Source organism: Mycobacterium sp. (genome assembly GCF_049281135.1).
GTDB lineage: Bacteria > Actinomycetota > Actinomycetes > Mycobacteriales > Mycobacteriaceae > Mycobacterium.
Genome location: NZ_JBAPRN010000589.1, coordinates 1 through 12,025, shown reverse-complemented (window position 1 = coordinate 12,025; position 12,025 = coordinate 1). Strand labels below are relative to the sequence as shown.

Genomic DNA, 12,025 nt, shown 5'->3' with positions numbered 1-12,025 from the left:
CGCACCCTGTCTGGACTGTCATCGGGCCGTTCCCCGCAACCGTTCGACGGCTACCCGCCCGGCGCCGGGCCCGTCGAGGGCCGGTAGCGATGCGGGGTCGATCATCGCCGCCACTTCGCCTCCGCCGCCGGTGCTCAGGGCGGTATCGGCGGGTATCCCACGCTTCAGCAACGCCAGGGCCACCGGGCCCAGATCGACATGGTCGACCACGGTTCCGAGCCGGCCGACCGCGCGTCCGCCAGCCAGCACCGCGTCACCGGTGGCCGGCCGGTCCACCGACCCGTCGAGGTGCAACAACGCCAGCATGCGGGGCGGTTTGCCCAGGTTATGGACCCGGGCAACGGTTTCCTGACCGCGATAGCAACCCTTGTCCAGGTGAACGGCGCCTAGCCCCGGACCGCCGACCCAGCCCACCTCGTGCGGGATGGTCCGCTCGTCGGTGTCGACGCCGAGCCGTGGGCGCACCGCCGCCACCCGGTGGGCCTCGTAGGCCCAGACCCCAGCCGGTCGCGCTCCGGCGTCGGTCAACCGCCGCTGTAGCTCGGCGGACTCGCCACGGCCGACGAGCACGTCCAACTCGATCTGGCCCGGGCGCGCCTCAGACATCCGGCGGACGAAGCCGCCGCCGGTCAGTGGCACGGCTGTCATCGCGGCGGGCAGCGCATCAACCCCGAGCGCGTCGAGCAGCGCTCGATCGCTCAGCTGCGGTCCCAGCAGTGAGAGCACTGCCAAGTTGGCCGGCTCGGGTGTGACCTTCGACCAGAACACCATTTTGCGCAGGTAGTCCAGCAACGGCTCGCGGCGCCACGGCTCGGTGTCCAGATAGGTGACGCCGCCGAGTTCGGTCTGGATCCAGTGGTCTTCGACTCGCCCCTGCCCGTCGAGGCTGAGGTTCTGCGTGCTCGCGCCGTCCGGAAGTTCGCTGATGAACTGGGTCGAGATGCTGTGTAGCCAGGTTTGCCGGTCGTCGCCGGTCAGGGTCAGCACACCGCGGTGTGACCGATCTACCAGGACGGCACCGGTTTCGGCGGCGCGCTGCTCGCCCAGCGGGTCGCCGTAGTGCCAGATGGCGCCGGCGTCGGGGCCGGTCTCGGGGGCGGGAACTGCGGACACACACCAACTCTACGGGTCCACGGCCTCGGTCTTTCGGTGGCGACCCGCTGCGACCGGCTTCGCCGCTCTTGCGATCGCGCTGGGTCGTTCGGTGGCGACCCGCTGCGACCGGCTTCGCCGCTCTTGCGATCGCCACTAGGCTTCTGTCCCATGACTGGCCACCCGGGCGTGATTGTGACGCTCGACGGCGAGGGCCACCCGCCCACCACACCATTGCTGTTTGCCGACGACCTCGCCGCGGTGCGAGGCGACGGCGTCTTCGAAACACTGCTGGTCCGCGACGGCCGCGCGTGCCTGGTCGATGCGCATCTGAACCGGATGGGACACTCGGCGAGACTGCTCGACCTGCCCGAGCCGGACCTGGCCGCCTGGCGGCATGCGATCGAGGTGGCGACGCTGCAATGGGTGAGCGACACGGACGGCGAAGGCGCGATGCGGCTGGTCTACAGCCGCGGCCGGGAGCGTGGTTCGGCGCCAACCGCCTTCGTCACGGTGAATCCGGTCGCTGAGCGGATCGCCGCCACCCGACGCGACGGACTGGCCGCGGTGACCTTGCCTCGCGAGCTGCCGTCCGCGGGTGTCGACGCGATGCCGTGGCTGCTGGCCGGCGCCAAGACGCTGTCGTATGCGATCAACATGGCCGCTCTGCGGCACGCCGACCGCCACGGCGCCGGCGATGTCATCTTCGTCAGCTCGGACGGCTACGTCCTGGAGGGCCCACGCTCGACCGTGGTGATCGCCACCGGCGGTGAGGGAGCCGCCGGCAACGTGTGCCTGTTGACGCCGCCACCGTGGTATCCGATCCTGCGCGGGACCACACAGCAGGCACTCTTCGCGGTTGCCCGCGCCAAAGGGTACGACTGCGACTACCGCGCCCTGCGTGTCGCGGATCTATTTACCGCACAGGGAATTTGGCTGGTGTCGAGCATGACGCTGGCTGCGCGGGTGCACACGCTCGACGGCCGGACGTTGCCACGAGCGCCAATGGTGGCGGAATTCGCTGAGCTGGTCGACGCCGCCATCGTCAGCGACCGGTGAAATCGGTTGTCGGCGTGACGTCGAACGGGTACGGTCGGCCGTACACAGGGAAGGAGGTGGTCCGAGAAATTGATAGCTTATTGGACATGTGAGGTGGCTGCCCGCTAGCTGCACCAGGCGAGGAATCACCTGCGCGCGCTGGCGAATTCCCCGCAGTCACCCGGCCCCCGAGCCTCCGGTTTGTCCAACCTGGAACTACGGCTCGGGGGCTGCCCACTTTCTGGGTCAGCCGTAATGCCAAACACGGTTGGCGGCAACCGATATGGGTTGGCTCGTCACCCGACGAACCGTGACAGCCGCGCCGACAGGTGCGGCACCAGCCCGCCGTCGGCGTCCACCCGTTCCTCGACGTAGGCCAGATCGCCGCCATCGACGATGCCGTACAGCCGCTTGGCCCCGCCGACCAGCACGCCCGACCGGCTGCGCGCTAAAGCGTCGGTGGCCAATTCCCACGACGACTGGTTGAGCGGACGCCCGTAGTACAGCTCGACATAACCGGCGGAGTGCGCCAGCAGCAACTCGATGGCCTGCGACTCGGACGGATCGTCGGGTTCGTTGACGAAGCGCCAGTAACCGCTTTCGCGTAAGTCGGGTGCTTGGTAGTCGCCGGTATCGGTGAGCCGCCAGGAGCGGGACTCCCAGTTCAGGTAGTCGCCGCCGTCATGAGAGACCACGATCTGCTGCCCGAACCGGTAGTCGCCGTCGGCGCCACGTCCTTCGCCTTCACCGCGCCACACTCCGACCAGCGGCAGCAATGCCAGCAGCGCGTCGTTCAGATTGGCGCCCTCGCGCAGGTTCGCGGTATCGGCTGGACCGGGCAGGTCGTCGAAGACCGGAATGTTGCGGGTCGCGGTCAGCTTGGCGCGTTCGAGCGCTGCGGCCACCGCACGGTCACCGGAAGCTGGCGAACGCACCGAATCGTCGTCGCCGGCATCGGTGATGCGCCGCTCCTCGGTGTCGCTGCGCTCTGCGTCGTCGTCGGCGGTCACGATTCGTCAGTGATTAGCCGATACAGCGTGTACAGCGCGAACCAGGAGATGACCACAACGGCCGCGACGAGCATGATCTCGAAGAACAGAACCACAACGACAAGTCTAGTGCTGCGAACGGGTCAGGAGATTTTGATGTCCACCTCGTGGATGCCCGCGCCCTTCGGCTCCACGATCGCATCGCCATTACCCGCTGCAGACAGCGCACGCAGCGTCCACGACCCGGGCGCAGCGAAGAACCGGAAGTCCCCGGTGGCCGACGCGACGACCTCGGCGGTGAACTCGCCCGAGGAGTCCAGCAGCCGCACGAACGAACCCGCCACGGCCTGACCGGAGCTATCCACCACGCGGCCGGTGATGACTGTTTCCTTCTCCAGGTCGACGCTGGCCGGCAGAGTCTGTCCTTGCTTTGGCGCAGAGCACATAATCAGCTTCCCAACTCGATCGGGGCTCCCACCAGGGAGCCGTATTCGGTCCAACTGCCGTCGTAGTTCTTGACGTTCTGATGTCCCAGCAATTCCTGCAAGACGAACCAGGTGTGCGACGAACGTTCCCCGATTCGACAGTAGGCAATCGTTTCCTTCGACCCGTCTAATCCCGCGTCGGCGTAGATCTTGGCCAACTCGTCGTCGGACTTGAAGGTGCCGTCGTCGTTGGCGGTCTTGCTCCACGGCACGTTGATCGCGGTCGGGATGTGGCCGGGCCGCTGGCTCTGCTCCTGCGGCAGATGTGCCGGCGCCAGGATCTTGCCGGAGAACTCGTCGGGAGAGCGCACATCGACGAGGTTCTTCTCGTGGATCGCTGCCAGCACCTCGTCGCGGAAGGCGCGGATCGAGCTGTCCGCAGGCTTCGCGGTGTAGCTGGTGGCCGGCCGGTCCACCGTTTCGGTCGAAAACGCCCGCCCGTCGAGTTGCCACTTCTTGCGGCCGCCGTCGAGCAGCTTGACGTCCTCGTGGCCGTACAGCTTGAAGTACCAGTACGCGTACGCGGCGAACCAATTGTTGTTGCCGCCGTACAGAACCACGGTGTCGCCGTTGGCGATACCGCGCTCGCTGAGCAGCTTGGAGAATTGCTGTGCGTCGACGAAGTCGCGCCGCACGGGGTCTTGCAGATCGGTACGCCAGTCCAGCTTGACCGCTCCGGCGATGTGGCCATCGTCGTAGGCGCTGGTGTCTTCGTCGACCTCGACGAAGACAACGTGATCGGCATCGAGATTGCTCTGGGCCCAGTCGGCGGAGACCAGGACGTCGGAGCGTGCCATATGGGTGATCCTTTCGATCGCTATGAGGTGCTGTGGGCCGGCTTCAGGCGCGCCACGAGCGGGTAGAGCTGGCAGCCCAGGCAGATGCCGAAGGCCGCGTTGAGGAACGCGGCTACCAGCGCCGCCGCGGTCAGTGCAACGGCGAATAGGGAAGCGCCAGTCGCGAATCCGATTGCCGCAGGGGCGGCGAAGATCAGCCCGACTAGCTGGGCGAACTTCAGCGGGGGAACGGGTTCACGCTCGCGAACCGGACTCAGTCGCGGCGCGACGAGTTTGGCGAATACCAGGCCGTACGGATGGCGTCGTGGGCCGGCCACCGCGCCGATGGCGAAGACGACGCTCTGCACGCCCAGGATGATCGCGGCGGCCAGCGGGCTGACACCGGAGACGAGCAGGGTGATCACGAGTACGGCGGTGGTGATCCAGGCCGCAAAGCGCGGTCCCCGCACATCGACCTGATCGGGGCTCTTGGTGTTCGACATGATGCTGCTCCTGGAATTGCTCACGACTTTTGTGGCGGCGCGCCACGGGGGGTTCTGGCTGCTCCGAGCGCGACGAGAGGGCGCGGCTACTCAGCAGCTACAACAACAGCAGCAGCCCGCGACGCGGCACAGATCAACTGCGCGGCGACTGGTGAGCATGAGCTCGGCGCGGGCGGACACGTCATGCAGCTTACCCAATGGCGACATCATCGGCCCAACAGCGGTACCAGCGCCGATCGCAGGTCATCGGGTTTGGGCACACCGGCGGTTCGGTAACGCTGCTGCCCGTCGGCGTCGAAGATGAACGTGGTCGGCAGCGACAGCACCGAAAGACGCCGCGCCGCGCTCGGATTGGCATCCATGTCGATCTCCACGTGGGCGACGTCGCTGAGGTCGTCGCAGACCTGGTTGACAACGCGCCGCACCTGGGTGCACGGCCCGCACCATGAGGCGCTGAAATGCACGACGGTCGGTCCCTCGGCGGACAGGCCCAGGTCGCTGGTGTCGATGCCGTCAGCCGTGTTCGAGGCGGTCGCCCGGACGTCACCGGCCCGACGGTTCATCAGCCACCCGATCACGCCGGCCAACGCGAGCGCGGCCACAACCGCGATAACCGCGGCAGTCACCGGCGCAACCCATTTCCGGGCGGGGACGACCACATAGTTGAACTCATGCCCGATTGAACCCGTCGAGGGTGATCGTTAATCCCGTCGTGATGCCCTCGATGATCACGTCCGAACCCCGCGCCCCCTGGGTCGTCGGCGCGACACCGAACGGCAGTTTCTGGTCGGGCAGCTTGCCCGCGAACGCCGCCAGCACCGCATCGCGTTTGTCGTCGGGCACCGGTTGGTTGGCGGTGTTTGGACCGGTGAGCACGTCGGTGGGGGTGAACACCAGCGTGGTGTTGTCCTCGTCGGCCATCGACAGGTCGACGGCGACGCTGACCCGCTTGTCGAAGTGGGCCGCGAGCGGCGTCCCGCTGAACACCAGACCGTGGTTCCCGGAGATGCCGGATTTGGTAGTACCGCCGGAGGCGTCGTTGGTGTCCTTGGCGGGCGCCTCGACCAGCAGATCGCGGATCCCCAGGTAGTGGCCGAGGTGCCGCGAGTCGATGATGATGCGGCTCTCCAGTTCGCCGATCGGCAGCTTGGCATTCGGTCTGATCAGCCACGACGCGTCGGCCAAGCCGACCGAGTGCATGGTGGCCTCGAGCGTGGCTTTGCCGATCACTGGACGCTCGACCGCGGTGGCCTTGATCTCCACATCCTCGTAGCGGTGGCGCATCGCCTGGGGGATGAGCGGGAAGGCAATGATCGCGACGAACGGGTCGAAGTCCAAGTGGGCCGTTTCGCGCACGGTGCGGGAGAGCCGATACTCGGCGTAAATGCTGGTCCCGAAGTCGGCGCCGGCTGCTATGAGGAGCACGACCACAACGGTCAACGACACCGCCGCGGCACCGACCAGCGCTTTACGCATCCGCATATTGTGGCCCACCCGCCCGTTTCGGTGTGCATCGTCACCACGCTGGTCTGCCTCGTCACCGCGCGAGGGATCAGGCGGCACGCTATCGTTTAATGACCTGGCCGTTAAACTTCGTGTCCCGCGATGAATTTTGGGAGACGCCTTTCCCACGATGCTGGAGGGGCATTCTTGGACCTGCTGCTGCTAACCGCGGAGCCGAATCCGGACGTTGTTCTGCCGTCCTTGTCGCTGCTCGCCCACACGCTGCGCACGGCTCCGCCCGATGTTTCTTCGTTGCTGGAGGCGGGCAGCGCCGACATTTTGGTCGTCGACGCGCGGCTGGACCTGCCGGCGGCGCGCGGGCTGTGCCGCTTGCTTGGCTCGACGGGCCGCTCGATCCCGGTGGTGGTCGTGGTCAACGAGGGCGGTCTGGTGGCAGTTAACGCCGACTGGGGCTTGGACGAGATTCTGCTTCCCGGCACCGGGCCTGCTGAGATCGATGCACGGCTGCGACTGCTCATCGGCCGGCGAGGCAACCTGCAGGACCAGGAGGGCGTCGGCAAGATCAGCCTCGGCGAACTCGTGATCGACGAGGGCACCTATACCGCCCGACTGCGAGGGCGCCCGCTCGACCTGACCTATAAAGAGTTCGAGCTGCTGAAGTACTTGGCGCAGCACGCCGGTCGGGTGTTCACCCGCGCCCAGCTGCTCCACGAAGTATGGGGATACGACTTCTTCGGTGGTACCCGCACGGTCGATGTGCACGTTCGACGGCTGCGCGCCAAACTCGGACCGGAGTACGAATCGCTGATCGGCACGGTGCGCAACGTGGGCTACAAAGCAGTCCGCCCCACCCGCGGCCGGCCACCGAGCAGCGAGCCGGCCGACGACGACCATGAGTCCGACTCGGACAATTACCAAGAGCCGCTGGCCGATCCGCTGCACAGCCAGTGACGGCGCCTCAGTGGCGGGCTACGTTAGATACCGATGAGCAGCAACAGATACGCGAACTCATCGCTGCGGCAACTGAATTCGATCTGGTGGCGCCCGTCGGTGAACAAGTTCTGCGGGAGTTGGCGACTCACCGCACCGAACATCTGCTGAGCGCTGACGGGGAGAAAGTGCTCGGCTATCTGAATCTGGCCACAGGAAACGACGATGGGCCCGCGATGGCGGAATTGGTGGTGCATCCGCAAGCCCGCCGGCACGGTATCGGCGCTGCGATGATCCGCGCCGCCTTATCCAGAACCCATGGAGTCAACCGTTTTTGGGCACATGGGACACGTGAACCGGCGCAGGCGACCGCGTCGGCGCTGGGTCTGGTACCGGTTCGGGAACTCGTGCAGATGCGCCGCTCGTTGCGCGACGTCGACGAGCCCGCACCGCCCGACGGCGTGCGCATCCGCACCTACGCCGGCAGCGCCGATGACGCCGAACTGTTGCGGGTCAACAATGCCGCATTCGCGACGCATCCAGAACAGGGCGGCTGGACCGCCGCCGACCTCGCCGAGCGGCGGGCCGAACCCTGGTTCGACCCCGACGGGTTGTTCCTGGCCTTCGACGAGCAAGCGAAGACCCTGCTGGGCTTCCACTGGACGAAAGTGCACCCCGACAAAGCCGGCCTCGGCGAGGTCTACATCGTCGGCGTCGATCCCTCGGCGCAGGGCAGCGGACTGGGCGGCCGGCTGACTGCGGTGGGGATCGCGCATCTGGCGCGACGTCTGGCCGGCGCGGAGCAACCCACCGTGATGCTCTACGTCGAGTCGGACAACCCAGCGGCGCTGCGGACTTATCGGCGCCTGGGGTTCAGTCAGTACAGCGTCGACACCGCGTACGCGCGCGGCGGCGACACCGTCTGACGTGTTCACCCCGCGTTTACGCCTCTGGCGGGCTTCGTCTACACCTGAGGCATAGTTTCCACCGAAGCCCGACATCCCGGCCGGGGGGTCGGTCGCGGGGAAAATCAGTGGCGAAAGCGAGATCAGTGAAGCTCGACGCGGTGCGCAGAGCGCTGGCAGCCGCGGCGTCGACGGCGGTGATCGTCGGCATGACATCGACCGGCTGCGGTAGCGACAACAACCTGCACGGCCTCAAGGCGCCGAGGGGCCCGGTGAATTGCGGCGGCAAGGCCGCGCTGACCGCTGAGGGATCCACGGCTCAGCAGAACGCCATCGCCTTGTTCAACTTGGACTGGGCTCAGCTGTGCCCCGGAAAGCAGTTGGCGTACAACCCGACCGGCTCGGGCGCCGGACGTGAGCAGTTCATCGCGCGCCACGTCGATTTCGCCGGCTCGGACTCACCACTGAGCCCCGACCAGCTCAAGCCGGCGGCTGAGCGCTGCAACGGCAATCCCGCCTGGCACCTGCCGATGGTTTTCGGGCCGGTCGCGATTGCCTACCACCTCGATGGCGTCAAGCAGCTGGTCGTCAACGCCGACGTGCTGGCCAAGATCTTCAGCGGCTGGATCACCGACTGGAACGATCCGGCCATCGTCCAACTCAATCCCGACGCCAAGCTGCCCGACAGCAGGATCTCGCCGGTTTACCGATCGGACTCCTCGGGTACCACCGACAACTTTCAGAGATACCTGGCCGCAGCCGTTCCGGCCAGCTGGACCCGGGGGACCGGCAGCGAGTTCCAAGGCGGCGTAGGTGAGGGCGCGCAGAAGTCCGCCGGTGTGATCCAGGCCGTCCAGTCTGCGTCGGGCTCGATCGGCTACGTCGAGAAAGGCTTCGCTGATCAAAGCGGAGTGCCGTACGCCCAGATCAATGACGGCAGCGGTTCGGTCGCGCTGACCGACGACGCGGCCCGCAAGGCCATCGACGGTGCCACCTTCGCAGGTAATGGAAATGACCTGGAACTGAATTTGAAGTCGATTCACCGCACCAGAGCCGCCGGTGCTTACCCGCTGGTGATGGCCACCTACGAAATCGTCTGTTCCAAGGGTTACGACCCGGCCACCAGCGCCGCGGTCAGGTCCATGTTGATGGTGGCCGCGGACAACGCCCAAGACGGTCTGTCGGCCGCAGGTTATGTTCCGCTGCCGGATAAGTTCAAGAAGCGCTTGATAGCCGCGATCAACGCGATCCGGTGACTGGACGGATTAACCTATGGCCGAAGCTTTTCACTGATGGGAACACCGTGACGACGCCGAATCCAGCCGATACCGGTTCGGGTAGGGTCGTCGCCGCGCCGCTGCGTTGGCCGGGTCCGGCCCCGCTGCTGTGGGGCAGCGCCAAACCGAGTCGTGGCGACCGAATGTTCCGGGGTCTGTCCGAAGGGTCGGGCGTCCTGATCGTCGTTCTGATCGCGTCGATCGGACTGTTCCTGCTGATGCGCGCGGTCCCGGCGCTGGCCCGCGACCAGGAGAACTTCTTCACCTACGGCGGCAACTGGGACACCACCAACACCGCGGCGATGCGTTTCGGCGTTTTCGACCTGCTCCAGGTGACGGTCTTGGTGGCGCTGTTCGCCCTGGTCCTGGCGATGCCGGTGGCCCTGGGGATCGCGATCTTCCTCTCCCAGTACTCGCCGCGCCGCGTCAAGGGACCACTGGCCTATGTGGTCGACCTGCTTGCTGCGGTCCCGTCGATCATCTACGGCGTCTGGGGTTTGTACGTGCTGGCGCCGCAGCTGCGACCGATCGCGACCTGGCTGAATGCGCATCTGGGCGGGGTGTTCCTGTTCGCCACCGGCAACGCCTCGGTGTCCGGCGGCGGCACCATCTTCACCGCTGGGATCGTGCTGGCGGTGATGATCCTGCCGATCATCACCGCGGTCACCCGCGAGGTCTTCATGAAGACGCCGCAAGGCCACATCGAGGCGGCGCTGGCGCTCGGCGCGACCCATTGGGAGGTGGTCAGGACCGCGGTGTTGCCGTTCGGGCGTTCGGGCTACATCAGCGGCGCGATGCTGGGCCTGGGCCGCGCGCTCGGTGAGACGATCGCGCTGCTGATCATCCTGCGCGGCACCCAGGCGGCGTTCGGCTGGTCGCTGTTCGACGGCGGCTACACCTTCGCAACCAAGATCGCGGCCACCGCATACGAGTTCAACAATCAATACAAGGCCGGCGCCTACATCGCCGCCGGCCTGGTGCTCTTCGTGCTCACGCTTCTGGTGAATGCGATGGCGCGTGCGACTGTTGCGGGCAAGGGCACCCGATGACCTCGATCCTGGACCGTCCACTCAAGGCGCGGACGTTCACCGGCGTGAGTGTGCGTCGCCGGCTCGCCAATGTTGTTGCGACACTGCTGGTTACATTGTCGCTCGGGGTGGCGATGGTGCCGCTGATCTGGGTGCTGTACTCGGTAGTGGCCAAAGGATTGGGTGCGGTCAGATCCAGTGAGTGGTGGACGCATTCCCAAGCTGATATGACGGCGTTCATGGCTGGCGGCGGTGCCTACCACGCCATTGTCGGTACTGTCTTGCAAGGCCTGGTGTGCGCTGCCATCTCCATACCCATCGGTGTTTTCGTCGCCGTCTACCTGGTCGAGTATGGCGGCGCCAGCACCTTGGGCAAGCTGACCACGTTCATGGTGGACATCCTGACCGGGGTGCCCTCGATCGTCGCCGCCTTGTTCGTCTACGCACTCTGCATCGCCACACTCGGTTTCCCACGATCCGGTTTCGCGGTATCGCTCGCCCTGGTGCTGCTGATGATTCCGGTGATCGTGCGGACGACCGAGGAGATGCTGCTGATCGTCCCGGTGGAGCTGCGCGAGGCCAGCTATGCGCTGGGCGTACCGACCTGGCGGACGATCACGAAGATCGTGCTGCCGGCCGGGATGTCCGGCATCATCACCGGCATCCTGTTGGCGTTGGCCAGGGTGATGGGTGAGACGGCGCCGCTGTTGATCCTGGTCGGCTATTCGCAGGCGATGAACTTCGACATGCTCGGCGGCTTCATGGGCTCGCTGCCGGGCATGATGTATGACCAGACCTCGGCGGGCGCGGGTACCGCGCCGATTCCTAGCAGTCGGCTGTGGGGCGCTGCCCTGACGCTGATCCTGCTGATCGCCGTCATTAACCTGGTGGCCAGGGTCGTCTCGAAATTCTTTGAGCCGGAAGGGATAGGCAGGAGCTCCAGTGGCTAAGCGGTTGGATCTCAAGGACGTCAACATCTTTTACGGCGCGTTCCAGGCGGTCGCCGACGTGTCGCTGACGGTTCTCCCGCGCAGCGTGACGGCATTCATCGGGCCGTCGGGCTGCGGCAAAACGACCGTGCTGCGCACCCTGAACCGGATGCACGAAGTCACGCCCGGTGCCCGGATGCAAGGCAGTGTGCTGCTCGACGACGACGACATCTACGGCTCGGGCATCGACCCGGTCGGTGTACGGCGTGCGATCGGTATGGTGTTCCAGCGTCCAAACCCGTTCCCCACCATGTCAATTCGCGACAATGTGGTGGCCGGTCTGAAACTGCAGGGCGTGCGCAACCGAAAGCTGCTCGACGACACCGCCGAATACGCGCTGCGGGGCGCCAACCTGTGGGACGAGGTCAAGGACCGGTTGGACCGGCCGGGCGGCGGGTTGTCCGGCGGTCAACAGCAGCGCCTGTGCATCGCGCGGGCCATCGCCGTGCAACCCGATGTGCTGCTGATGGACGAGCCGTGTTCGTCCCTGGACCCGATCTCGACGATGGCGATCGAGGATCTGATCGCGGAGTTGAAACAGGCTTACAC

General features: G+C 66.1%; 15 protein-coding genes. 7 read left to right on the top strand and 8 right to left on the bottom strand.

From position 1 onward, the window contains the following. Positions 1 to 18 precede the first annotated feature (18 nt). Complete coding sequence (locus WAN02_RS23085; RefSeq protein ID WP_422266731.1) at positions 19 to 1,113, bottom strand: YgfZ/GcvT domain-containing protein; 1,095 nt, start codon at positions 1,111 to 1,113, stop codon at positions 19 to 21. Positions 1,114 to 1,281: 168 nt separating this feature from the next. Here WAN02_RS23085 and WAN02_RS23080 point away from each other — a divergent pair, with 168 nt between their 5' ends. After that, complete coding sequence (locus WAN02_RS23080) at positions 1,282 to 2,151, top strand: aminodeoxychorismate lyase (RefSeq protein ID WP_422266741.1); 870 nt, start codon at positions 1,282 to 1,284, stop codon at positions 2,149 to 2,151. A gap of 275 nt (positions 2,152 to 2,426) precedes the next feature. Here the strand turns inward: WAN02_RS23080 and WAN02_RS23075 are convergent, their stop codons facing one another. The 7 genes from WAN02_RS23075 to lmeA all read right to left on the bottom strand — a co-directional run bounded on the left by WAN02_RS23075 (position 2,427) and on the right by lmeA (position 6,365). Then, positions 2,427 to 3,092 (bottom strand): FABP family protein, encoded by a 666-nt coding sequence (locus WAN02_RS23075; RefSeq protein ID WP_422266739.1) that lies wholly within the window; start codon positions 3,090 to 3,092, stop codon positions 2,427 to 2,429. 170 nt (positions 3,093 to 3,262) lie between these two features. After that, positions 3,263 to 3,565 (bottom strand): DUF1416 domain-containing protein, encoded by a 303-nt coding sequence (locus WAN02_RS23070; RefSeq protein WP_422266729.1) that lies wholly within the window; start codon positions 3,563 to 3,565, stop codon positions 3,263 to 3,265. A gap of 2 nt (positions 3,566 to 3,567) precedes the next feature. After that, complete coding sequence (locus WAN02_RS23065; RefSeq protein ID WP_422266727.1) at positions 3,568 to 4,401, bottom strand: sulfurtransferase; 834 nt, start codon at positions 4,399 to 4,401, stop codon at positions 3,568 to 3,570. Positions 4,402 to 4,421: 20 nt separating this feature from the next. Further along, on the bottom strand, positions 4,422 to 4,883 hold the full coding sequence (locus WAN02_RS23060; protein WP_422266725.1) for a DUF4395 domain-containing protein: 462 nt from the start codon (positions 4,881 to 4,883) through the stop codon (positions 4,422 to 4,424). Positions 4,884 to 4,973: 90 nt separating this feature from the next. Further along, positions 4,974 to 5,090, bottom strand: a complete 117-nt coding sequence (locus tag WAN02_RS23055; RefSeq protein WP_422266737.1) for an Ms5788A family Cys-rich leader peptide — start codon at positions 5,088 to 5,090, stop codon at positions 4,974 to 4,976. After that, positions 5,090 to 5,446: a thioredoxin family protein gene (locus WAN02_RS23050; RefSeq protein ID WP_422266735.1), complete on the bottom strand. Its 357-nt coding sequence runs from the start codon at positions 5,444 to 5,446 to the stop codon at positions 5,090 to 5,092. The genes WAN02_RS23055 and WAN02_RS23050 overlap by 1 nt, the downstream gene beginning before the upstream one ends. A gap of 106 nt (positions 5,447 to 5,552) precedes the next feature. Continuing rightward, positions 5,553 to 6,365, bottom strand: a complete 813-nt coding sequence (gene lmeA / locus WAN02_RS23045; protein WP_422266723.1) for a mannan chain length control protein LmeA — start codon at positions 6,363 to 6,365, stop codon at positions 5,553 to 5,555. A 168-nt stretch (positions 6,366 to 6,533) separates the two neighbouring features. On the opposite strand from lmeA, the gene WAN02_RS23040 reads away from it, so the two are divergent. The 6 genes from WAN02_RS23040 to WAN02_RS23015 form a co-directional block, all read left to right on the top strand. Further along, positions 6,534 to 7,298, top strand: coding sequence for a winged helix-turn-helix transcriptional regulator (locus tag WAN02_RS23040; protein WP_422266721.1), 765 nt, complete (start codon positions 6,534 to 6,536; stop codon positions 7,296 to 7,298). Beyond that, entirely contained in the window at positions 7,295 to 8,203 is a 909-nt protein-coding gene (mshD, locus tag WAN02_RS23035) for a mycothiol synthase (protein WP_422266719.1), read from the top strand. Before WAN02_RS23040 ends, mshD begins: the two co-directional genes overlap by 4 nt. A 125-nt stretch (positions 8,204 to 8,328) precedes the next feature. Then, positions 8,329 to 9,438, top strand: a complete 1,110-nt coding sequence (gene pstS, locus WAN02_RS23030; protein ID WP_422266733.1) for a phosphate ABC transporter substrate-binding protein PstS — start codon at positions 8,329 to 8,331, stop codon at positions 9,436 to 9,438. A gap of 47 nt (positions 9,439 to 9,485) precedes the next feature. After that, positions 9,486 to 10,508 (top strand): phosphate ABC transporter permease subunit PstC, encoded by a 1,023-nt coding sequence (gene pstC / locus WAN02_RS23025; protein WP_422266717.1) that lies wholly within the window; start codon positions 9,486 to 9,488, stop codon positions 10,506 to 10,508. After that, a complete protein-coding gene (pstA, locus tag WAN02_RS23020; protein ID WP_422266715.1) occupies positions 10,505 to 11,437 on the top strand; it encodes a phosphate ABC transporter permease PstA in 933 nt (310 codons plus the stop codon). The genes pstC and pstA overlap by 4 nt, the downstream gene beginning before the upstream one ends. Then, positions 11,430 to 12,025: phosphate ABC transporter ATP-binding protein (locus WAN02_RS23015; protein WP_422266713.1), on the top strand; the 596-nt coding region annotated here is incomplete at its 3' end. The genes pstA and WAN02_RS23015, both read left to right, overlap by 8 nt.

What these genes read in the sequence shown, in the direction of transcription:
- pstA (WP_422266715.1), top strand. Translation starts at nt 10,505, where the DNA reads ATGACCTCGATCCTGGACCGTCCACTCAAGGCGCGGACGTTCACCGGC.
- WAN02_RS23065 (WP_422266727.1), bottom strand. Translation starts at nt 4,401, where the DNA reads ATGGCACGCTCCGACGTCCTGGTCTCCGCCGACTGGGCCCAGAGCAAT.
- WAN02_RS23070 (WP_422266729.1), bottom strand. Translation starts at nt 3,565, where the DNA reads ATGTGCTCTGCGCCAAAGCAAGGACAGACTCTGCCGGCCAGCGTCGAC.
- WAN02_RS23060 (WP_422266725.1), bottom strand. Translation starts at nt 4,883, where the DNA reads ATGTCGAACACCAAGAGCCCCGATCAGGTCGATGTGCGGGGACCGCGC.
- lmeA (WP_422266723.1), bottom strand. Translation starts at nt 6,365, where the DNA reads ATGCGGATGCGTAAAGCGCTGGTCGGTGCCGCGGCGGTGTCGTTGACC.
- WAN02_RS23050 (WP_422266735.1), bottom strand. Translation starts at nt 5,446, where the DNA reads ATGAACCGTCGGGCCGGTGACGTCCGGGCGACCGCCTCGAACACGGCT.
- WAN02_RS23055 (WP_422266737.1), bottom strand. Translation starts at nt 5,090, where the DNA reads ATGTCGCCATTGGGTAAGCTGCATGACGTGTCCGCCCGCGCCGAGCTC.